The sequence below is a fragment of the Psychrobacter sp. Ps3 genome, from assembly GCF_022129275.1.
Classification (GTDB): Bacteria; Pseudomonadota; Gammaproteobacteria; order Pseudomonadales; family Moraxellaceae; genus Psychrobacter; species Psychrobacter submarinus.
In genome coordinates, this window is the sequence record NZ_JADQAL010000006.1 from 47,920 (window position 1) to 70,646 (window position 22,727).

Sequence of the window (22,727 nt, forward strand, 5' to 3'; positions counted from 1 at the left end):
TCATGCGTCTGATACAAGCGTTTGTACGCAGTGCTAGTTATGAGCGGCGGTTTTTACAAAAAAACCCTTGGGATCTGGCGATGATTTTGTGGATTCCTCTAGCGACGATTTTGTTAGTCTGGTGGATTTTTTCACAGACGCAAATCACTGATCTACCGATTGGCGTGATTGATGAAGATAATGGTCCTGTGGCTAATACCTTAACTCGCTATTTGGACGCGCATCCCAACCTTGAGGTTGCCAGTCTTTATAGCTCGGCTGCTAGCGCTGAAGCCGCTATCTTGCAACGCGATATCTACGGCGTCGTGGTGATTCCAGATGATTTTTCGACTAACATTTTAGCCAGAAAACCTGCGCCGGTACTACTACAAGTCAATGCACAATACGGCACGCACTCTGGCATCATTCAGACCAGCGTCCAAGCCGTTACCGCCACGCTATCGGCTGGCGTTGAGATTCAACGTTTAGTCAAGCAAGGCATGGCACCCTCTGAGGCTGCCATCAACTACTCGCCTATCAGTATTCAGCGTACTAGCCTATTTAATACCGTGACTAACTATCAGCAGTTTTTGGGCTCAACGGTGATTCCTGCGTTATTACACATCTTAGCGATGGTCGTTGGCGCCACTACTATCGGTCGCGAGCTACGCGATAAGCAGCTTGGTCGTTGGTATCGCTTTATTGATACTGGGCGTCCTAACTTAAGTACTGACAATTCTCCTGAAGCTCATACAATTGCTCAGGCTAATTTAGCGAATAAGGCAACTTATATTCCCACCACTAAACCTAGTCTGCTCGTGCTGTTTTTCGGTTTACTTGGTAAGTACTTTTGGCCGCTACTGGCGTATTGTTTATGGGCGGCACTCGCCTTATGGCTTGCGACCATGCGAGAGGATCTAAGCTTTGATTCTATAGCGCTTACTTACCTAGCTTTTATAACTTTGATGTTTTTATCGTTTTGGTTGGGCGCTTTTTTTACTTTAGCCTCGTTTTCTTTGCGTATGGGCTTATCAGCGACGGGTTTTATCTCAGTGCCCTCTTACGCTTTTGCTGGGGTGACTTACCCTTATATCGCTATTACCGATAGCGCCAAACATTGGGCAGACGCCTTACCTTTGACCCATTATCTACAGCTGCAGATTGCACAAATACAGATGCATGCTCCGGTAGCGATATCAGAACCGATCATCTACGGTCTACTGTTAGCGGTGCTTATATCAATGCTGCTTTCAGTAGTCTGTGCTAAGCGTGCTTTAGCGCATCCTGAGCGCTGGGGAGCCCGCTGATGACAAAACCATCTTTTGAGCAAAGTAAAAAAGCGCCTATAGATTCAGAAGCCTTAAAGAAAGATGCTGCGTCAATCGCTGTTACTGTTGCTGATACGGAGATAGCCGATACTTTTTGGGCAAACTTTAAGCAGACCCTTGTCGATGTCTTTAAAGATCAAGGCGTGCTTTTGATGCTCATCATTGCGCCAATTATCTATGGCTTCTTTTATCCTTGGCCCTACTCTTCAGAAGTCGTCAATAACGTCCCTGTCGGCATTGTTGATTATGATCGTAGCGATTTATCTCGTACGATCAGCCGCTATGCTAGTGCTAGCCCGCAGTTGAACACCGTAAACTTCGTGGATGAGCAGCAAGCTAAAGAAGCCATCTGGAGCGATGAGATAGCAGGATTTATGATTATCCCAGCCGGACTTGAACAGCAAGTGATGGCAGGCAAAGCTGCTAGTGTTAGCGTACTGGGTAACGGCGGTTATTTTTTATTAAATAAAAACGTACAAACCGGTTTTTTGCAAGCGGTCAGCACCGTCTCGGCAGGAATTGAGGTGAAAAAAAGCGTAGCACAAGGGGCATATATGCCGACTGCCTCGCAAAACACTCAGGCGGTACCGTTACAGATTGCGCCTTTATATAATCAGACCGAAGGCTACGGCGCTTATGTCGTGCCAGCGGTGTCTATTATTATATTGCAGCAGACCTTACTGATAGCGGCCGCGATGCTCGTAGGTACTTGGTTTGAGATGCGTCGCCATACTACTAGTATTGCTGGCTGGCTAGGACGTATTGCAGCCCTTAGTATGCTGAGCTTTGTGGTTGGCTGCTTTTATTATGGCTGGGCGTTTGAGCTGCATAACTACCCGCGCGGCAAAAACATGCTCGGTAGTCTATTGTTTCTCCTGATATATTGTCCGACGGTAGCGACGCTTGGCTGTGTGTTTGGCTTATGGCTGCGTCAACGCGAGCGCAGTATGCAGGTTTTGATTTTTAGCTCATTACCGGTATTTTTTATAAGCGGTTACCCGTGGCCGGCCAATCAGCTACCAGAGGTTTTGCAAATCGTGCGCTGGCTTGTGCCAACGACCCCTGCTATCAATACTTCGGTACAGCTTAACCAAATGGGCGCTAGCATCGCGCAAGTAGCGACTGGTTTTTATGCTTTGCTTGGCTTATGGGTCTTTTATTTTATAGTCTTATTACTGCTTCGGCGGCGAGTGGCACAAAAAGATAGTGCGGTTTATAAGATATAGTCCGCTTCAATTAAAACGATGCAAAAAAAAGCGCCTGCAAAATAGACAGACGCTTTTTTACTTTCAATAGCTAGGGCGTGTTGAACATTCAAATGTGGCACTGGCGGCGGCTATTTTTCAGGCAATACGCAGTGAAATTTTCGAATGCTAGTCATTCTAGGATAGACAATTTCACCATGTATTGGCAAAAAAGAGCCCCGCCCCAAAGGGCTGATGCTAAAATCACCCCAAACGGTGTTGTAAACCTAGCTAAGGCCTCGACATTATCGTCGGTTTACGCCTAGTTTGGTGCGATTTTATCTATCAGCAGTCCTAATATTTGAATGTTCAACACGCCCTAATTGTCATTCAATATTTAAAACACGCGATTAAGACCATTGAGCGCCGCCACGCGATAAGCTTCTGCCATCGTTGGGTAGTTAAAGGTGGTATTCACAAAATACTCAAGCGTAGCATGACATTTCATTACCGCCTGCCCAATATGAATAATCTCTGAGGCGTGATTGCCGTAGCAATGAATCCCTAATATCTCCAACGTCTCACGGTGGAATAAAATCTTAAGAACGCCGGTACGCTCACCAATGATTTGCGCGCGCGCCAGATGCTTAAAGAAGGCTTGACCGACTTCATAAGGCACTCGCTCATCAGTGAGCTCCTGCTCAGTCTTACCGATACTCGATATCTCAGGAATCGTATAAATTCCTGTTGGCACGCTTGAGACGGGTTCGGCATCGCTATCACCAACCATAAAGGCGGCTGCACAGCGCCCCTGGTCATAAGCGGCCGAGGCTAGCGAAGGCCAACCTATCACGTCGCCAGCAGCATAAATGTTATCCACTTCGGTACGATAATGATCATCAACTTTGAGCTGACCGCGGCTATTGGCTTCTAGACCGATTGCCTCTAGATTAAGACCTTCGGTATTACCAGAGCGCCCGTTTGACCAAAGAATCGCATCAGACTTGATTTTTTTACCACTCTTTAGATGAAGAACGACATGATCGTCATGCGTCTCTAGATGATCGATCTCTTCATTGTTACGAATGAGCACGCCAAACTGTCTAAAGTCATGCGCTAGCGCATCACTAATCTCACTATCGAGATAGTTCAGTAGCTTGCCTTGGTTATTAATCAAGTCGACTTTATAGCCAAGTCCCGTAAAGATAGAGGCATACTCACAGCCAATAACCCCCGCGCCGTAGATGATGATCTTTCTGACCACATAATCCATCTGTAGAATTTTATCAGAGTCAAAAACGCGCGGATGATCGAAGTCTAAGATCTCAGGTCGATAAGGACGACTGCCTACGGTGATAATGGCTTTATTAAAGGTGACGGTTTCAAAGATATTTTCATCAGTTTCAACCTTTAAGGTGTGCTTATCGACGAAACTTGCCCAGCCTTGAATGACGTCGATCTGATTACGCTCATAAAAACGCTTGTGCGTACTGACTTGGTCGCGTATCACGCGGCGCGCGTTGGCTAGTACTTTATTGAGCGGTACGCGCTCATACTCTAGCGCTTTGGTAAACATAGGATCGCGGCGAAAGTTAATGAGGTTAAAAACCGATTGACGCAGTGCCTTACTCGGAATGGTGCCGACGTGCGTCGAGTTGCCGCCAACTTGCTCCCGCGGGTCAATAACCGCGACCTTTTTGCCAGATTTTGTTAGCTTCATTGCCGCCGCCTCGCCAGCAGGACCCGCCCCTAAGACCACAGCATCATATTCAAATTCATGCTTATCGCTTTTGATACGCTGTGAGTCTTTGGTAAATTCTGATTTGATATCGATACGCGTATCATCTAGCGGATTGACCAAGTCCGGATGATGCATGATGTCATCATTCACTTGATCATGTGTTTGTTCGATTTTTTCTTTTTTACTGGCGTCTGTGGTTTTCTCAGGCGCTGTATTTGGCGCGCTGCCGCTATCTTTATTTGAGACTTCGGTGCTAGTATCTAAACCGGTGTCATTGGTGTCATCACCTTTATTCTTGCTGGCCATCGTAACCTCTTTATTAGTTTATGTGGTTTTTAATATTTATACTTTATCTTATGACTTTTGAGGATGCCCACCGTACTCGATGAGTCCTAATTTTGCAATGTCCTTAATGAGCAATATCTCTTATTAGCAGTATCTCTTATTAGGGCGTGTTGAACATTCGCAAATAGGCACTGCTGATCGCTAAAATTGTTCCAGACAAGGCACAAAGCGACGATAATGCAGATGCCTTAACGAGATTTGTAACGCAGTATGGGGCAATTTTAGCATCAGCCCGCAGGGACAGGACTCTTTTTTGCCGCTTCATCGTTAAAAATAAGCGCTTAGAATGACTAAACTTATTATTTTTAACATCGAATCGCCTAAAAAATAGTCGCTGTCAGTGCCATGGTCGAATGTTCAACACGCCCTAGTATAGTCAGGCTTGGATTACGGAACTCATACTATTGACTCATAGATATGCCTTTTGCTAACCAATGCGACGCTTGAGACCTGTCATTTGCAGTATGCGAGTCGCAATCTCTTCAACAGACATCTCAGAGACATCCAAGTTCGGGATACCTTGAGAGATATAAATGCCTTGTATCGCGCGCTGCTCTTGCTGCACTTGTTGATAGCTAGAATATCGGCTACCGGCGCGGCGCTCTTGGCGAATTTTTACTAGCCTATCGGTATTAATCACTAGCCCAAACAGCTTGTCCTTATGCTCGCGCAAGGATTTTGGTAATTGATTGTCGTACAGATCATCTTCAGTCAGCGGATAGTTGGCCGCCCGAATGCCGAATTGTAAGGCTAAATAAAGCGACGTTGGCGTTTTTCCTGAGCGCGAAACTCCAATAAGAATAATATCCGCCATATTATAGTGACGGGTACGCGCGCCATCATCATTATCCAAGGCAAAGTGCACCGCATCGATACGCTCTTTGTAAGTCTCAGAATCAACATTATCATGCGCGTGGCCTGAGTGACCATCCGGCTCAACACCCATCTCTTCAGCGATACGGCCAATCAAACCCTCGTACATATCTAGATTACAGCTTTTGGCAGAATTCACTGTTTCGCGAATCTCAGGGCTGACGATAGTATCGAACACCAGCGGTAATAAGCCGTCGCGCTGATACGCCATATTGATCCGGGCCACCGCATCCTCAGCACGCTCGATACTATCGACATAAGGCAGAACATGTGTTTCAAAAGGCACAGAAGCAAACTGACTTAGAATCGAGCGCCCCAAAGTTTCAGCGGTAATCGCCGTACCATCAGAGATAAAAAACGCACTTCTAATCGTTTGCGAGTTATCTAAGCTCATAGCATGCCGGTTCTGAATAGTTGGTTTATCTGGTTCAGATGGATTATTAAAATACATAACGGACAACCTTAAAGCTCTATGAAGTGTTTATTAATGAGAAGCAACTATTTTTTAGCCACTCTATTTAATCGCTCTATTTTCTGATGGTGACTGGTGGCTTGCTAAACCTAAGTGAGTTATTTAATAGTAATGCCTTACATTATACTCATAATAGCACCTGAATAGGAATCGATGTTGAGGGCAAAATGTACCAGTGCCTTTAAAGTAGAGACTATCCCCTACTCTGTTTTGTCTTAGCGATTTACTTTGCTATTTTTGTTGTGATTTGCTATTAAGTTTTAGCAATATTCTCACTACATGTAGGTTACTGATAATACATCTCGTTGCTATTACAGTAGCCGCTGAGCTACAAAGACGTAAAAAACTCTAAATTTTGTATCTTTTTTCAAAGTTTTTACCTTATCCTCTCGAAATTCGCAAAATATAGGCGTATAATCCACCTTTATAATCCTTACTAAATAACCTTATTTTTTGGAGTTATCATGGCAGCGCAATCTACAGCACTTGTAATCAATCTTGATCAGTTAGGAAAAGACGATATTGAGATGGTCGGTGGTAAGAACGCCTCTCTTGGCGAGATGATTAGCCACTTATCAGATTTAGGTGTTAGCGTTCCTGGCGGCTTTGCCACCACCTCAAATGCTTTTAACCGTTTTTTGAACGAAACAGGTCTGCTTGACAAGATCAACAGCGAGCTGAAAACCTTAGACGTTAATGACGTCAATAAGCTTGCTGCTACGGGTAAAAAAATCCGTAATTGGATTGTCGAACAAGAGCTGCCAGCAGATCTTGAAGCTGAGGTGCGTAAATCGTTTGAAGTGATGAGTGGCGGCGAAGACATCGCGGTTGCGGTACGCTCTTCTGCGACTGCAGAAGATTTGCCAGATGCTTCATTTGCCGGTCAACAAGAGACTTATCTAAATATTCGCGGTATTGATAACGTTCTTATCGCTATTAAAGAAGTGTTTGCCTCACTATACAATGATCGCGCGATCTCTTATCGTGTACACAAAGGCTTTGAGCACGAAGGCGTCGCTTTATCTGCAGCCGTTCAGCGTATGGTGCGCTCAGAGACAGGTGCAGCGGGCGTGATGTTCACTCTAGATACCGAAAGCGGCTTTGATCAAGTGGTATTTATCACTTCAAGCTATGGCCTCGGTGAGATGGTCGTACAAGGCGCGGTCAACCCTGACGAGTTCTATTTATCTAAGCGTCTACTTAACGATGGCAAACCCTCTGTCATCCGCCGCAACTTAGGTAGCAAGCACAAAAAGATGATTTATGGTGATGAAGGTAGCACCGCTAAATCAGTCAAAGTCGTTGATGTCGAAAAAGAAGAGCGTATGCAGTTCTCTTTATCTACTGAAGAGCTGACCTCTCTTGCCAAGCAAGCGATGACTATTGAGCAGCACTATGGTCAAGCGATGGATATCGAATGGGCTAAAGATGGCGATAGCGGCCAGATCTTTATTGTGCAAGCGCGTCCTGAAACGGTCAAGAGCCGTCAAGATAGCAACGTCATGGAGCGTTACGTCATCAATACTGGTGATGCCAAAGTATTATGTGAAGGTCGCTCAATCGGCCAGCGTATCGGCGCCGGTAAAGTCCGCGTTGTCAGTAACCTAAACGAGATGGATAAAGTCGAAGACGGCGATATCTTAGTCTCTGATATGACCGATCCTGATTGGGAGCCGGTCATGAAGCGCGCTTCTGCTATTATTACTAACCGCGGTGGCCGTACTTGTCATGCCGCTATCATTGCGCGCGAGCTTGGCGTACCCGCTATCGTTGGTTGTGGTAACGCCACCGAGCTATTGGTTGATGGTCAAGACGTCACCGCCTCTTGTGCTGAAGGCGACACCGGCTTTATCTATGAAGGTCAGCTTGATTTTGATATCCAAACCAACTCGATTGAGTCTATGCCAGAGCTGGCGTTCAAAGTGATGATGAACGTTGGTAACCCTGATCGCGCCTTCTCCTTTACCCAAATGCCTAACGAAGGTATCGGTCTTGCGCGTTTAGAGTTCATCATCAACCGGATGATTGGCGTGCATCCAAAAGCACTACTTAACATGAACAGCCTGCCACGTGAGATCTCACAAGCGATCAATGAGCGTATCTCAGGCTATGCTTCACCTGTTGATTTTTATGTCGATAAGCTGGTCGAGGGTATCTCAACGCTAGCCGTTGCCTTTATGGATCAGCCGGTTATCGTACGGATGTCAGATTTTAAATCGAACGAATATGCCAATCTTTTAGGTGGTAAATTGTACGAGCCATCAGAAGAGAACCCAATGCTTGGTTTCCGCGGCGCGAGCCGTTATGTCTCTGACAACTTCCGTGACTGCTTCGAGCTTGAGTGTAAAGCGCTCAAACGCGTACGTGACGAGATGGGTCTGACCAACGTCGAGATTATGATTCCTTTCGTGCGTACTGTTGATGAAGCGGCGCAAGTCATTGAGCTATTAGAGAAAAATGGCCTAAAGCGCGGCGAGAACGGTCTACGCGTCATTATGATGTGCGAGCTGCCGACCAACGCCTTACTAGCAGATGAGTTCTTAGAGCATTTTGATGGCTTCTCTATCGGTTCAAACGATTTGACTCAGTTGACGCTAGGTCTAGATCGCGACTCAGGTATCGTCTCACATCTGTTTGATGAACGTGATCCTGCCGTGAAAAAACTATTAAAGATGGCAATTGATGCCTGCCGTAAGCAAAACAAATATGTCGGCATCTGTGGTCAAGGTCCATCAGACCATCCAGATCTAGCGTTTTGGCTCATGGAACAAGGTATCAGCTCAGTATCATTGAACCCTGATTCAGTACTTGATACTTGGTTCTTCCTAGCTGGTGAAGAGGCTAAATAGTTACCTAGGAGATATGAGCTTTAGGTAGCGTTAAGCATAATACAGCTGCTATTAAAGATCGTAACTAGTCACTATTATTAGGGTTTGCTTGCTATTCATCATTAGTTTTGATGAAATAGCGAGCAAACCCTAAACTGTATTTACCCTATAGTGAAATACTAACCTTGTTATAAGTCACTTTGACCCAATAAATTGATTTATAAAAGCAAAAACTTATCATCAGCGAATTAAGATATCACTCATTATGCAAATTTTTCTTGCTCGAAATAATGTCCAAGCAGGCCCTTATACTCTAGATCAGCTCAATATCATGCTTACCTCAGGCGAGGTGGTGCTTGATGATTTGATGTGGCATGAAGGCTTAGCAAACTGGCAACGGCTTGGTGACTTGACAGCCAATCAACCTTACTATCGCCCGACCATGAATAATACAACCGTTAATGATAGTGATGATGACTCTATTATCAGTAACGTCACTATCTTTCCAGAAGACTCTGATGACACTAATACTAGCGCCAATCAAGACGGTTTGAACGGTAAAAAACTTTCTTTGGATAGACTCTATGGTAAGCCTGAACGTTCTAAAAATGTGAAGGCCGATATGACGACCAATCGTCACCACACCCCGCATCACAACGTCTCATTAAACAAAACCCAGCTGAATAAAGCTGCCACCAACCAAGACAAAGTCATTGGCGACGTCGTACTTGCGCCTATCATGTCGCGAGTATTGGCGACTGTTATCAATGCTCTCGTCTATATACTAGCTTCCATTCCGATGATAATGGCTTGGTCAAAGTTAGACATTGACTATTCAAAGCTCCAGAATATCGAGAGTGTAGAAACTTTAAATAAAGCTTTAGAGTATTCTACAAGTTTAATAGAAACTATTCCTAGCAGTACTTTGATGATGTCGCAAGCGCTGATATTTGGTTTGCTTGCATTACAATTAATATTCATTTCGCTCCGTGGGCAATCGTTGGGCAAGTTACTTACTGGTATTCGGGTCGTAGATCAAACCACGCATACTCTTCCCTCCTTTACTAAACTTATAGCTGTTCGTACTTTATTGCTACTTATCATTTACTATCTACTGTTCATGATCCTAGGTTTCTTTGCATTTGCAATTATCGGGGTACATTATTATATGGCATTAAAGAGCCCTGAAAATATCGGTTGGCACGACAAACTCGCCAAAACTTTAGTGGTTAAAGCAGATAGCAAACAGCTGGTTAAACAGCCTAAAGTGAAATAACTATAGTAAACTAACGTCTCCTAATTACAATATTTCAAAAAGTAGCGCTTAGTCGCTACTTTTTTTATGGCTAGCCTTATCGTTTGTAAATAATAAGCGCTACAATTAACTCCTTTTATCCGCATTAACCTTTGTGTTAACGCTTGAGTACTGTTATAATACTGCGCTTTATATCCTAAGCTTATCGCTCTGTGTAATAATAGCTGAGACTAAGTTTACCTTATAAATCTCCTTGCTACCTGCATAGGGCCGGTAGCTACTAATCCGTAAGGAGTCCAAATGCGACATTACGAAGTGGTGTTAATTGTACACCCAGACCAAAGCGACCAAGTTGTCGGCATGGTTGAACGCTATATCAAGTTGGTTCAAGACAACAATGGTATCATCCATCGTCTAGAAGATTGGGGCCGTCGTCAACTGGCTTATCCAATCAACAAGATTCATAAAGCTCATTATGTGTTATTCAACATCGAAACTGACGGTGAGACTCTAGAAGAGTTAGAAGAGTTATTCCGTTATAACGATGCCATCATCCGTAGCTTAGTCATGCGCCGTGATGAAGCAATCACTGAAGAGTCACAGCTAGCTAAAAACGCCGATGAAAAACGCGCACGTAAAGCTACGCCACGTCGTTCAGACAACAATGACAACAACAGTGAAGACTAATTAAAGGAGAATACTTATGGCACGTTTCTATCGCCGTCGCAAATTCTGCCGTTTCACTGCTGAAGGCATCACTCACATCGATTATAAAGATGTTGAACTGCTAAAACAGTACATCAGTGACAATGGTAAAATTGTACCAAGTCGTATTACTGGTACGTCTACTAAATATCAGCGCCAACTAGCCACTGCTATCAAGCAAGCTCGTTACTTGTCGCTACTTCCGTACACTGACAACCATCAGGGTTAACCGTTAACTAGGAGTGACTCATGCAAATTATTTTGTTACAGCGTATCGTCAACCTTGGTAAACTCGGTGAAACTGTCGATGTAAAACCAGGTTACGGACGTAACTATCTTATCCCTCAGGGCAAAGCGCTTCCTGCTACTAAAGCGAATATCGAAAAGTTCGAAGCTCGCCGCGCTGAGCTTGAAGCTGAAGAAGCCCGCGAGGTCGCTACTGCACAGACTCGTGCTGATGCGTTAACTGACGTTAATGTTATTATGCGTGCGAAATCTGGTGACGAAGGCAAGCTATTCGGTTCTATCGGTACTCGTGATATCGCTGAAGCTCTAACTAACTCGGGTCTAGAGGTAGACCGTGCTGAGATTAAGCTGCCAGAAGGTACACTACGTCAGATTGGCGAATACAATGTTGATATTCAGCTACATCACGACGTTACTGCTAGTATCTTAGTAACTATCTTGTCTGAAGACAATGATGACGAAGACCAAGACGTTGAAGAAGAAGCCGTTGATGAGAACGAAGAGACTTCTGAAGAGTAAGATTTATATTCTCTAATCGAAGTCAAAAAGAAGCCAGTGACTTTATGTCGCTGGTTTTTTATATGGCTATAGAATTTGACTAGACTTCAACAAAACACTATAAATATCATACCCTTAGTTTCATACACTACCGTTCAGCATACTCATTCAACCGCTCAGCACCTTCTCCATGTTCTTTTATCATGAATTTTACTATCATAGCGTGCTTCGTTTTAATTGGTAGGAGAACAAACATGATTAAGACTGGTGATAAATTAGTATGTACGAGTGGCAATGCTTTTTATGCAGAAGGACACGTCTATACTGTAGGCGACTTTATCAACGACAAGTTTTTTGAGTTGCCAACTGGCTGTAACGATGAATACTGGTACGCTAAAAGAGACAGCTCTGGTATCTCTATTCATTTTGATACTATGACAACCAAAGTCAGAGATGCTCATTTTGATAAATTAAATAACCAAATTTACGCTTAGAAGAGACTTCTATAGTAGGTAGATAATTCTTAGTTTTGCCTAAACCCGCTTTGATATTTAATCGTTTTAAAACTACTTAGTCGCTTTAAGATATAGTAGCTATAGTACTTGATACTAGCGTTCTAGTATTGACATCTTGTATTTGTAGTAAATAACATGTACATCACACCTAAATACTATAAAGAATAAAGCTTGAAAGAATAAAGCTTGTACCATAAAAAAATCCGGTCACTTGATGAAGTGACCGGATTTTTAGTATTTGGTGGAGATGGCGGGAGTTGAACCCGCGTCCGCCAGCATTACGCTCATGACTCTACATGTTTAGTTTCTGTCTTTAGTTTTAGTCCGCACCGATCCGACAGTCAGGATGGATTGGACGAGTCTCTACTTTTGAACCCAAGCGATTGAGACAATCCCTTGTGGCGAACCTATATACGGACGCTTCAACTGGGCTAACCAACTATAGGTAATCGGCAGCGCAGTAAGCAGGGTTTAAGCTGCTAGAGCGTAAGTTTCGTCGTTTGCGACTATAACAATATATGTTTGATTTACGAGAGGACATACACTCTCGACATGCATCATTGAGTTTCATCACCAGCGTCGAAGCCAGAACATCCCCAATAAGACTGAGTATTTTAGACTAACTTCCGCTTTGACTCAACCTATAACCGTTAGTTATTACATTAATTTACAGGTCGGCTATTACGTTTAAAGCTTATTCATCTGTCTTAATTACTCTACTTACTATATAGGGTCAACTTACCTGATTTCAATAGCTAAGAGACTATTTATAAGGCAATATGTATAAGAAAAGGTTAAGCTAAAACCTTATTTAACCATTTACCGATATTCTGGATTTGCGGCATACAGACTTGATGCGCCATGGGATAAGTGTTGAATTCAACGTCATAGCCTTTATCTGTCAATAGCTGCTGGGCTTGCTGGCCTAATACTACTGGCACTACCGGATCTTGCACGCCGTGTTCAATGAGAATCGGTAAGTCTTTATTAATATTACTATAGCTTAGGCTATCATTGGTTGCCAAATAAGTAGACAAGGTCATAAGACCAGCTAAGCGCTGTGGATAGCTTAGCGCCACATGGTAGGCCACTGCCCCGCCCTGCGAGAACCCAGCGATGACAATATGCTCAGGTTTGACCCCGCGTTCAATCTCGCGCTGAATTAAATCGCGAATTTGCTGCGAGGATTTCTCGATTTGTGCTACGTCGATTTTGCGATCAAGACTCATCTCTAAAATATCGTACCAAGCCGGCATCACCATACCGCCATTAATAGTTACGGGTATCTGCGGCGCATGCGGAAAGACAAATCTTACCGCCATATCATTATCGAGACCCAACTGCGGCACGACTGGCTCAAAATCATGTCCGCTCGCGCCAAGACCGTGCAGCCAAATCACCGCGCGCTCAATGGGCTTATTCGCAGGATTATGCTCTACGGTGACCACATCCAAATAATTACTCATACGATTTCCTTATTTCAGTTCAGACAAATTATTATTACCTACAAAGCATCTTCAAGTCTTGTGATTCTTAGCGGAGTGATTATCCATAAGTTTTTCATACGCTTTGCTTGCCTATCACATAGTCTTCTCAGCTATCTATGCTAGGATAGCTTTATTACAAAAATTATGCTGCTAACAATTCTCTGTATTTATGATGCTAGCCTGCGACTTTTCAATGGCAAAGCTCACAAATACGGTAGCTGTCTTTTAGACACCCAAAAACAATTAAGATAAAACGCTATGACTCATATCCTCTTAGTAGAAGACGATCCGGCTATCGCTATGTCACTCAAAGTGACTTGTAAGCGTGAAGGCTGGCAAATCACTTGGCTTGACAATGCTAGTAGTGTATTGCCAGAGCTGCGTCGTTTGCATAACCCAGAGGCACAAGCGTTATCAGCGATTATTTTGGATGTGGGGCTACCAGACGGTGATGGCCTAAGCTTATGCCAACAGATTCGTCATGACTCTGAATTGGGTAGTTTAAAGGATGTACCGATTATATTTTTGACCGCGCGTAGCGATGAGGTTGACCGTATCTTAGGGCTTGAGATGGGCGGTGATGACTATTGTGCTAAGCCTTTTAGCCCGCGAGAATTAGTGGCAAGATTAAAAGCGGTTTGGCGACGTGAGCAGTTATCTAGTCAGTATAAGGAGTCTGATAAGACTATAGATGATGCCGGTTTAGTCTCACAATCTCCGGTTAGCTATACTTATAGCTCAGGAGACTGGCACTATCAGCCGTTGAACTATTCGCTGACTTGGGATGGACAAAAGCTTGAGCTGAGCAATACTGAGCGCAAAATCTTATTGGCTTTATTGCAAGCGCCCAATCAAGTCTTTAGTCGTGAACAGCTGTTAAATGCCATCAGCGATTATCCTGATCATCGTTTGGCAAGAACGATAGACAGCCATGTCAAATCTATCCGTAAGCAGCTGGCCAGCATTCATCCTGATATCGACGTCATCCATACCCATCGTGGTCTGGGCTATGGACTGTGTCCTGCTTAATGTCTACTTTCAAACACAAAAATAGTGCTGATACGCAGATCAATAGCGATGCCGATGCCAATAGCGATGTAAGTCAAAACAATTGGTATACTAAGCTGCATCCAATAGGTACGTCTCAGCAGCAAGCTCAGCCTAAACAGCCGCTAAATTTAAGTATATTTTTTCGGATTTGGTTAGCGGTGGCTTTGATCCTGATAGTCTCAGGCATTGTGGTATTTACGCAGCTATTTGAGCACGTCAAGCCTACCGCGCAGCAAGTCATTGAAGATACTTTGCTCGATACCAGTAAGATGATGGCTGCCAATCTCCAAGAGCCTGTACAATCAGGGCAAATATCAAACACCGCCTATCAACAACAGTTAGATAGCGCTTTTATCGCTCAGCCCGCTGGCTTTAAAGATCACAGTATTAAAAGTAAAACGGCTAAAACCGCTTATAACCTAGATAATGAGCCTGAATATAAGCAAAAAACGGCAAGCAGCTTTCGGCTTTACGTTACCAATAGTCAAGGCATCGTTCTGTACGACTCCCTACCCGCATCTGATAATGCTGAAGGCGCAGACTATAGCCGCTGGAACGATGTGTATCTGACCCTTAGAGGTCAGTACGGCGCGCGCAGTACGCCTGACACTAACAGCACCCGCGGCAGCTCAATTATGTATGTCGCTCAGCCTATCAAGGATGATTTAGGTCACCTGATTGGCGTGGTCAGTGTCGGTAAACCGGTCGATAGCGTCTTACCCTATCTCGATAATACGCGCCAGCGTATGCTGATCACGACTCTACTTATTAGTATTGTTTCACTGATTTTGGCAGGGCTTGTCGCTTGGTGGCTGCAGCAAAGTATCAGTCTTGTGACTCGCTATACTAGCGCGCTTGCCGAGGACACTAAAAAGCCATACTTTTATTTAGGTCACGAGCTCAACAGCTTGACCGACACTATCGAGTCGATGAAACATCGGTTAGAGAATAGAGCGTACGTTAGCGACTATGTACACACGCTGACTCATGAGCTAAAGAGTCCTCTGACCGCTATTCGCGCAAGTGGTGAGCTATTAGAAGATGACAATCTAGATCTAGACGATAGGCAGATGCTTAGCCAAGCGATTGGCGAGCAGAGTATCAAAATGCAGCAGCTCATTGATCGGCTGTTACTGCTGGCGAAAGTTGAGCAGCCCACTTTTAGATTAAACCGTCAAGCTATCTCGCTAACTCCTATCCTCACTAGCTTAATAAAAGACAGTAGCGTCAAGGTTCAGCAGCGTCATCTAACCCCTATCAAGCTTCTTATTGATCATAAGCAGATAAACCATATCGCCGCTGAGCAAGTTTACTCACCTGCTCTCTTAGCCAAGACTACCGTTGCAGCCGATCGCTTTTGGTTGGTGCAAGCGCTGCAAAATGTCTTAGACAATGCAATATATTTCGCTGATGCTGAGGTGCGTATCGAGCTGACAACTACGAGTAGCAGCGTTACGGTTGATATTTTTAATGACGGCCAACCTCTTGCTGATTATGCTATCGCCAAAGCTTTTGATCGTTATTTTAGCCTCTCGCATCAAAAACAATCGCCTCAAGCAAACGGTAATCATTTGAAAAAAGGCACGGGACTTGGCTTAACTTTAGTCAAGCAAGTGATTGAACATCATGGTGGTAGCGTTAGTATCGATAACGTAGATGACTATATAAACCATACAGCAACTAAAACCCTTAGCAGTCCCTCTCAAGGTGTGTTGGTACGTATTATCTTACCTTTGGCTAACTAAGATTAATTCATTAAACATCCATCATCTCTGCACAGGGTTCATACCTCAATATTCTACGATAGCTCTATCGAAACTTGCTATCTAGATTTAAGGTTTGACTTCCTCCCCTCCCTAAACGGAGGGGATTCCTTCTACAAGACGGTCAAGCCCGACCGCAAGAATGTTTTTGGCCGCGTTAATATCGCGGTCATGAGTGACACCGCACTCGCATATCCATTCTCTTATTCCAAGATCTGCTCTACCTTTCGGACTGTTTTGGCGTGAGCCGCAACACGAACAAGTCTGGGTGGTGTAACTTTCATTAACTTCGATATAGTGACAACCTGCATACTTGCATTTATAGTCCAGTTGTCGCTTCATCTCAAACCATCCTGCGTCATAGACAGACTTAGCTAGTTTGCTTGAAGTAAATGAGCTTGATTGAAGTTTACCGACCACTATCAAGGCGTTGTCCTTAATCAGACTGGTGGTAAACTTGTGAATTAAGTCTTGACGAGTGTTTTTTATCTTGGCGTGAATGGCTTTTACGCGCTTTTTATGGTTTGCTCTTTGAGCAATGGTAAGTTTTTTAGCCCATTTCTGGGTTTGCTTAATGGTTAGCTTGTCGCCTTGGCTGCTGGTAGCAGCATCCTTACACCCTAAATCAACACCAACCTTACCATCACCACCTTTAACCTTAGGAAAGTCTTTAACGGTGATACAGGCATACCAGTGGCCGCGATTGTCTTGCACTAGCTCCAGAGTATTGATGCTGTACAGGGCTAGATTATAGCTGTCCCATAGATCTATTGTGAGTTTTTTACCCTTAGCGAGGCTTAGTTGGATAGTGGACTTAAGGCTTTTCTTGCCTGATTGACGGGTTGCTAGGTGCTTAATGGCAGTCTTTTTAAACGGAATCCAGCCCAAGCTTCTTCTCTTGGCTTTTGGATTATTAGTACGCCAGTTGAGTTTGGCTTTTTTAAACTGTTTACGGGATTTAGCGTGAACCTCACTGATCGCTTGCAAGGTTTGACTGTGCAGATTTAGGTATTCACTAGCCCCTTTGGTGTAAGTGGCCAAGTCATAGGCTGAAAAGAATTTGCCTGTGCGCTTAAGATGTTTAAAACTAAGCTCATTGACGTAATTCCAGACAAAGTTGACCGCACCAGCTAAGATATTGAGCTGCTTGGCATGTTTGTCTTTGGTGCGTAGTTTGAGCGTTTTCATAGAATGATTATGATCTCAATAAGCAGAGTTGACAAGGTAGATGTCATCTTAGGTGACAACGGTTGACGCCTTACATCCATGCCCTAGAAGGATGTGGTTTTACGGCGCTGGTGATAAATGCTATGAAAAAACTCATTCCAACTCATACTACAGCCGCTCATACAACAAACCCTTACTTAGGGTATAGCCGTCAGGAGTGTCGTCAATTATTGGCTAACAGTAATATTGAAAGTATTGCTTTTGGACACTGGCTTGCGATTCCTAGCCAGCAGCTATTAGATCTCTTGCATAAGTCATTGCTAGCCCTTGATACTCCGTTAACGAAGGTTAATAAAACGGTACTTTTGCAAGAGGTCTATTATTGGTCTTTAAACACCAACGCTGCGTAGCCACTGATGACTACTCAAAAGTCGCTTAATAGGGAATCAACATCAGAGCACCTCGTACCACTGTTACAAGCACAAAAAAACCTTTTACCTTTAATGAGAGTCAATAAAAGATAAAAGGCTCGCTACTGACCCAAGGCTTAGAGCTATTCAGTAATCGATGCAACCGGCGTGACCACATCCGCGTTTTGACCGCGGTGACGCAGATAGTGATCCAGCAGGACGATCGCGAGCATCGCCTCAGCGATAGGCGTCGCTCGTACGCCAACACAAGGGTCATGACGGCCTTTGGTTAGCATATCGATCGCTTCGCCATCGGTGTTTATACTTTTGCCAGGGGTGGTAATACTAGAAGTAGGCTTGAGCGCAATACTGACGCTAATATCTTGCCCAGAGGAGATACCGCCCAAGATACCGCCAGCATGATTGGCAGTAAAGCCATCCGGAGTCATCTCATCGCGAGATTTATGACCGAATTGACCGGCGACCGCCATACCATCGCCGATCTCCACACCTTTCACCGCATTGATGCTCATCATCGCATGGGCAATCTCAGCATCTAGGCGATCAAATACCGGCTCACCAAGCCCGACCGGTACGCCGCTTGCGATAACCTCAAGCTTAGCACCGCAGCTGGTGCCCGTGCGTCGCAGACTATCGATTAAGGTCTCAAAACGCGCGACTGCTTCGCTATCCGCGCAAAAGAATGGATTGCTATTGACGAATTCCCAATCGATTTGGCTTGGATCAGTGACTTGGCTGTACTCATTACCAATCTGCGTCACATGTCCATGAATCTGTATACCTAAGCGCTCAGACAGATACTTCTTAGCGATAGCGCCTGCGGCCACACGCATGGCAGTCTCGCGAGCTGAAGAGCGCCCGCCGCCGCGATAATCACGAAAGCCGTACTTCATACTATAAGTATAATCGGCATGACCGGGGCGGAAGGTATCTTTAATGTCGCTATAGTCTTTAGATTTTTGATTGGTATTACGGATCAGTAAGCCAATAGAAGTACCCGTCGTTTTACCTTCAAAGACGCCAGAGATGATCTCGACCTCATCGGGCTCGCGGCGCTGGGTTGCGTACTTAGAAGTCCCAGGTTTACGGCGATCTAGATCAACTTGCAAGTCCTCGCTAGATAACGCCATACCTGGCGGCACGCCATCGACGATAGCCATCAGGCCAGACCCATGCGACTCTCCGCAAGTTGTGACACTAAAGAGTTTTCCTATACTATTACCTGCCATGTCTATCCTTCAATACTCAATGCTATTAATATTGGGCTACTGTCCATCTTACGCTTTTGGCTTCACTTACCTCTTTACTGGTAAAAGGTACTGATTATTGCACCTGATGACTCTCTAAAAGCTGTACATAATGGGCAAATGACTCACGGTGTTCTAACAGGTCATCATAAGTGATCGCAAAGATACCGTGACCGCCATGAGCGAACTTTAACCAATTAAACTGAATATCAGGATAAGCTTGCATCAGTGCCCATTCACTATCGCCAACCTCACAGACGAGTAGACCTTCTGGCGTCAAGTAATCAGCGGCGTCAAATAATATTTTATGCACTAGATCTAAGCCGTCTTGACCGGCGGCTAACGCATGATCAGGCTCATATAGAAACTCAGGCGGCAAGTCAGCCATGATTGCCGCATCAACATAAGGCGGGTTAGTGACAATAAGCTCGTACTGATTGTCGCTTGGGAGCTTAGCAAACAAATCAGATTCAATCACATTGATTTGATGCCCCAGATCATGATGATCAACATTGACCATCGCCACCTCAAGCGCGCCTTTATCGATATCAGCGGCGTCCACCAAAGCATCGACAAAACGTGTCGCAAGCGCAATAGCAATACAGCCAGAACCGGTGCACAAGTCTAAGATACGCTCAGGCTGTGTCAACTGCTTCATGTCAAGGCCGTGCTCGAAGAACTTAGTGGCTGACTCGCCTGCATCCACAGCGTTTATGCTGCTGATACCAATCGGCTTGGCAAGCTCATTGACATCGAAATATGGATAGAACTGCTGACGGATCAACTCAGCTATCGGCGAGCGCGGAATAAGCACACGCTCATCCACATAAAAAGGTAAATCACAAAAATACGCTAAATTGATCAAATAACTAAGCGGCTTACGTTGAATGATACGCGCTTCTAATAGCTCTAGCACCGCTTGCTTCTCTGAGGCAGTCAGACGGCAGTCTAATATTTGCTCATTTGCTGACCAGTCAAGCGACAAAGAGTGCAAAACAATAGCAGAAGCCTCAGCGAATTCGTCGGTCGTACCTTGCGCTACTACCACATCATAGTTCCGCAATTGCGTCACACAAAAACGAATGAAATCGCGAATCGTCACTAATTGCTGACGCGCCTCTTCAAGCTCACTATGAAAATTAGCAAATTCGCTATGATCGGTGTCTTCAGCATTTAGCTCATGTCCATCTAGATCGTGACCATCATAATCGTACTGATTTGGATTTTGCTGCTGAAAGTCTTCTGCGCTCATTATCTGCTCGTCTGACATACGGCCTCTTTTATGGTTTGTTTGATAGCGTTAAGGTTTGTTGATAGCATAAAATTATTGGTTTCGATTTAAAGCATTATAAACTTAAAGCGAATATGACGCCAATCAATCCTACAACTGATAATAGCAAATCCCCGGTTGCACTCTACTCAGACGAACTGCGCTTCTAGAGCAACTATGTTATGATAGAAGCATGCTTAGTATAAGTTGCATTAATAGTACCTGACTCGAAAGCACCTTACTCGCTTCTTGCTAAGCGTCCGTTTTGCGCAATATACCCTTTATATTATGACTCAATCCTCTCTCCCTAGTCATTAAAGCGTCAACGCCTGACGTCTGTCTGCTCATTACTACAAAAAGAGAGGTTAAAAGTTTGCGAAGCGTCCAGATAATGCGCATAATACTTCCATAATAACCACCACATTGTGACCCTTTATGATGAAAATAAAACCTATTGTAACTGCAATCTCTATTGCCACGCTGAGTCTTAGTGCCACTGTCTTTGCTGCACCGACAGACAATACTCGTACTTTGCCTGTAGACAGTGTAGACAATCTGCCAAATATCGAAAGCTTATCTGGTATCAATCTAGAAGAGAGTCGTAGCAGCTCAGTTGATAATGATGCGCGTATCACTTTGCCGAATAACGACTCAGCAACCAATGCTCAGCCGCAAGTGAGTACGCCGGCAGCCTCTGATAGAATGGGACAACTGATTGATAGTAAGCGCGCCGCTCAGCCTAATATCGGGACTGGCATAGCTTCTAACGACATAGCTTCTAACGATATAGCTTCTACAGACATCGCTGCTAACAACACGGCATCTAACGCTGTTGCCGCTGATAATATGAGCGTAGAAGAGCTCACCCGTAAAGACCAGCAGTCTGATACGACTGATGATATTAGTGACGGTCAGGCTCTAGCAGGCCCTAGTAGTGCGGCAGCGGACACCTCAAATTTTGAAGTCACTAATAGCGCACAGCTCCAAAACATCGGCGATGAGTCTGCTATCAAGAGCATCGAGGATAAGAATGGTAAGAGATATACCACGCTAGATTTATCCAATTATGCCAAGCAAGTCAATGGCTCGACTTGGTCGCCCAACATGAACGTCAACTCAGCGATGACGATTAAATTGCAAGCGCTTCTCGACTGGAACCATGCTTCACCAGGCCCTATCGATGGTGGTTGGGGTATGAATAGTAAAAAGGCGCTCGTCAACTTTCAAAACATGAAAGGTCTGCCTGCTACTGGTAAAATGGATCAAAAAACTTGGGATGCTCTTAACAAAAACATTCCTGCCAATAAGCCAGTACTAGTCACTTATACCATTACTGAAGATGATGTAAATACTAATTTTGCTAGATTGCCATCTGGCTCTGAGGCAAAGTCAAAAGTCAAAGGCCTTTACTATCAAGACATCAAAGAGATGTTAGGCGAGCGCTTCCATATGGATGTACGCTATCTCGATAAGTTAAACAAAAACAAAACGTACAAGGCGGGCGAGACCATCACCGTATTAAACAATCGTGAGCCTCTCAATCAACGTATCAACCGTATGGTCGCTAATAAAGCGGATAAAACGTTATACGCTTATAACGGTGATAAATTAGTTGCCACTTATCCGACGACCATCGGTAGTGCGAGCACCCCTTCCCCGCAAGGCAGCTTTAAGATTATCAATAAAGTCAAGATGCCATGGTATAAAGCGACCGTTGGCAAAGGTGACGATAAGAAAGTACATATGCTGCCGCCAGGACCTAATAGTCCTGTAGGCGTGGTATGGATGGGACTATCAAAACCTTCTTATGGTATTCATGGCTCACCGAAGCCTGAGGGCATCAGTCGCCAAGCCTCGGCAGGCTGCGTGCGTTTGACCAACTGGGATGTGCTAGAAGTCTACGCCAATATCGAAAATGGCGCGACAGTTGAGCTACAATAACGGCTGAGCTACGAGCGTATATCTGACGTCAAAAACAGTCTTAACAAAAATAAAAAAGCAGCCTCCACATAGGCTGTTTTTTTATTTAAATCATAACGTTTAGACCCAAAGCCCTTGCTAAGTCTACAAGCTAGACTGCCCTCCAAACACATCTAAGCTTTATAGCCTTTAAGCCTTATAGCCTTCCTCATTACCAGTGATGCTGCCTATTTTTTTGGTAAAAAATAAACCGACTGGAATAGCGACTAGTAGTCCTATGACTATGGCTATTTGAATATGCCGTATCTCGTTAAAGCCGGTTACTAAAGCGGCGATCATCAGTAAGCCGACGATGACAGTAGCTGCCATAGAGTAAACAACAGAAAGTAGTGGCCAGTTCATAGTCTAATCCTTATCTTTTGT

General features: G+C 44.4%; 19 protein-coding genes and 1 other RNA gene. 12 read left to right on the forward strand and 8 right to left on the reverse strand.

The features are described 5' to 3' along the window. Positions 1-2 precede the first annotated feature (2 nt). Both I3248_RS03305 and I3248_RS03310 read left to right on the forward strand, forming a co-directional pair. A complete protein-coding gene (locus I3248_RS03305; RefSeq protein ID WP_238062548.1) occupies positions 3-1,286 on the forward strand; it encodes an ABC transporter permease in 1,284 nt (427 codons plus the stop codon). Continuing rightward, positions 1,286-2,533 (forward strand): ABC transporter permease, encoded by a 1,248-nt coding sequence (locus tag I3248_RS03310; protein WP_238062549.1) that lies wholly within the window; start codon positions 1,286-1,288, stop codon positions 2,531-2,533. Before I3248_RS03305 ends, I3248_RS03310 begins: the two co-directional genes overlap by 1 nt. A 355-nt stretch (positions 2,534-2,888) precedes the next feature. Here I3248_RS03310 and sthA read toward each other — a convergent pair whose 3' ends face one another. Together sthA and I3248_RS03320 are read right to left on the reverse strand one after the other, a co-directional pair. Continuing rightward, positions 2,889-4,538 (reverse strand): Si-specific NAD(P)(+) transhydrogenase, encoded by a 1,650-nt coding sequence (sthA, locus tag I3248_RS03315; protein WP_238062550.1) that lies wholly within the window; start codon positions 4,536-4,538, stop codon positions 2,889-2,891. A gap of 466 nt (positions 4,539-5,004) precedes the next feature. Further along, positions 5,005-5,844 (reverse strand): pyruvate, water dikinase regulatory protein, encoded by an 840-nt coding sequence (locus I3248_RS03320; RefSeq protein ID WP_201556942.1) that lies wholly within the window; start codon positions 5,842-5,844, stop codon positions 5,005-5,007. 542 nt (positions 5,845-6,386) lie between these two features. Between I3248_RS03320 and ppsA the strand changes: the two genes are divergently transcribed. The 6 genes from ppsA (at position 6,387) to I3248_RS03350 (ending at position 11,948) form a co-directional block, all read left to right on the forward strand. After that, a complete protein-coding gene (gene ppsA, locus I3248_RS03325; protein WP_238062551.1) occupies positions 6,387-8,771 on the forward strand; it encodes a phosphoenolpyruvate synthase in 2,385 nt (794 codons plus the stop codon). 244 nt (positions 8,772-9,015) lie between these two features. Further along, positions 9,016-10,026, forward strand: a complete 1,011-nt coding sequence (locus I3248_RS03330; protein ID WP_238062552.1) for an RDD family protein — start codon at positions 9,016-9,018, stop codon at positions 10,024-10,026. Between the two features lie 279 nt (positions 10,027-10,305). Continuing rightward, on the forward strand, positions 10,306-10,692 hold the full coding sequence (rpsF, locus tag I3248_RS03335) for a 30S ribosomal protein S6 (RefSeq protein WP_025645577.1): 387 nt from the start codon (positions 10,306-10,308) through the stop codon (positions 10,690-10,692). A 16-nt stretch (positions 10,693-10,708) separates the two neighbouring features. Next, positions 10,709-10,939, forward strand: coding sequence for a 30S ribosomal protein S18 (gene rpsR / locus I3248_RS03340; RefSeq protein WP_010198808.1), 231 nt, complete (start codon positions 10,709-10,711; stop codon positions 10,937-10,939). A gap of 20 nt (positions 10,940-10,959) precedes the next feature. Then, the gene (rplI, locus tag I3248_RS03345; RefSeq protein ID WP_238062553.1) at positions 10,960-11,475 is read left to right on the forward strand and encodes a 50S ribosomal protein L9; all 516 of its coding nucleotides are present in this window, start codon (positions 10,960-10,962) and stop codon (positions 11,473-11,475) included. Between the two features lie 233 nt (positions 11,476-11,708). Next, positions 11,709-11,948: a hypothetical protein gene (locus I3248_RS03350; RefSeq protein ID WP_201556888.1), complete on the forward strand. Its 240-nt coding sequence runs from the start codon at positions 11,709-11,711 to the stop codon at positions 11,946-11,948. Positions 11,949-12,208: 260 nt separating this feature from the next. Here the strand turns inward: I3248_RS03350 and ssrA are convergent. Both ssrA and I3248_RS03360 read right to left on the reverse strand, forming a co-directional pair. Beyond that, positions 12,209-12,567: a transfer-messenger RNA gene (ssrA, locus tag I3248_RS03355) on the reverse strand. A 196-nt stretch (positions 12,568-12,763) separates the two neighbouring features. Continuing rightward, positions 12,764-13,435 (reverse strand): dienelactone hydrolase family protein, encoded by a 672-nt coding sequence (locus I3248_RS03360; protein ID WP_238062554.1) that lies wholly within the window; start codon positions 13,433-13,435, stop codon positions 12,764-12,766. Between the two features lie 279 nt (positions 13,436-13,714). Between I3248_RS03360 and I3248_RS03365 the strand changes: the two genes are divergently transcribed. Both I3248_RS03365 and creC read left to right on the forward strand, forming a co-directional pair. Then, positions 13,715-14,485, forward strand: coding sequence for a response regulator (locus tag I3248_RS03365; protein WP_238062555.1), 771 nt, complete (start codon positions 13,715-13,717; stop codon positions 14,483-14,485). Next, the gene (creC, locus tag I3248_RS03370; RefSeq protein WP_238062556.1) at positions 14,485-16,251 is read left to right on the forward strand and encodes a two-component system sensor histidine kinase CreC; all 1,767 of its coding nucleotides are present in this window, start codon (positions 14,485-14,487) and stop codon (positions 16,249-16,251) included. The genes I3248_RS03365 and creC overlap by 1 nt, the downstream gene beginning before the upstream one ends. 111 nt (positions 16,252-16,362) lie before the next feature. Here creC and I3248_RS03375 read toward each other — a convergent pair whose 3' ends face one another. After that, a complete protein-coding gene (locus I3248_RS03375) occupies positions 16,363-17,457 on the reverse strand; it encodes an RNA-guided endonuclease TnpB family protein (protein WP_025643888.1) in 1,095 nt (364 codons plus the stop codon). Between the two features lie 122 nt (positions 17,458-17,579). Between I3248_RS03375 and I3248_RS03380 the strand changes: the two genes are divergently transcribed. Further along, entirely contained in the window at positions 17,580-17,846 is a 267-nt protein-coding gene (locus tag I3248_RS03380; protein ID WP_238062557.1) for a hypothetical protein, read from the forward strand. 143 nt (positions 17,847-17,989) lie between these two features. On the opposite strand, the gene aroC is transcribed toward I3248_RS03380, so the two are convergent. Further along, the gene (aroC, locus tag I3248_RS03385) at positions 17,990-19,096 is read right to left on the reverse strand and encodes a chorismate synthase (RefSeq protein WP_238062558.1); all 1,107 of its coding nucleotides are present in this window, start codon (positions 19,094-19,096) and stop codon (positions 17,990-17,992) included. Positions 19,097-19,190: 94 nt separating this feature from the next. Continuing rightward, complete coding sequence (gene prmB / locus I3248_RS03390) at positions 19,191-20,384, reverse strand: 50S ribosomal protein L3 N(5)-glutamine methyltransferase (RefSeq protein WP_238062559.1); 1,194 nt, start codon at positions 20,382-20,384, stop codon at positions 19,191-19,193. 435 nt (positions 20,385-20,819) lie between these two features. Between prmB and I3248_RS03395 the strand changes: the two genes are divergently transcribed. Further along, complete coding sequence (locus I3248_RS03395; protein ID WP_238062560.1) at positions 20,820-22,325, forward strand: L,D-transpeptidase family protein; 1,506 nt, start codon at positions 20,820-20,822, stop codon at positions 22,323-22,325. A 168-nt stretch (positions 22,326-22,493) separates the two neighbouring features. Here I3248_RS03395 and I3248_RS03400 read toward each other — a convergent pair whose 3' ends face one another. Next, positions 22,494-22,706 carry a hypothetical protein gene (locus tag I3248_RS03400; protein WP_025647008.1) on the reverse strand — a complete coding sequence of 71 codons (213 nt, stop codon included), beginning with the start codon at positions 22,704-22,706 and terminating at the stop codon, positions 22,494-22,496. Between the last annotated feature and the right edge of the window lie 21 nt (positions 22,707-22,727).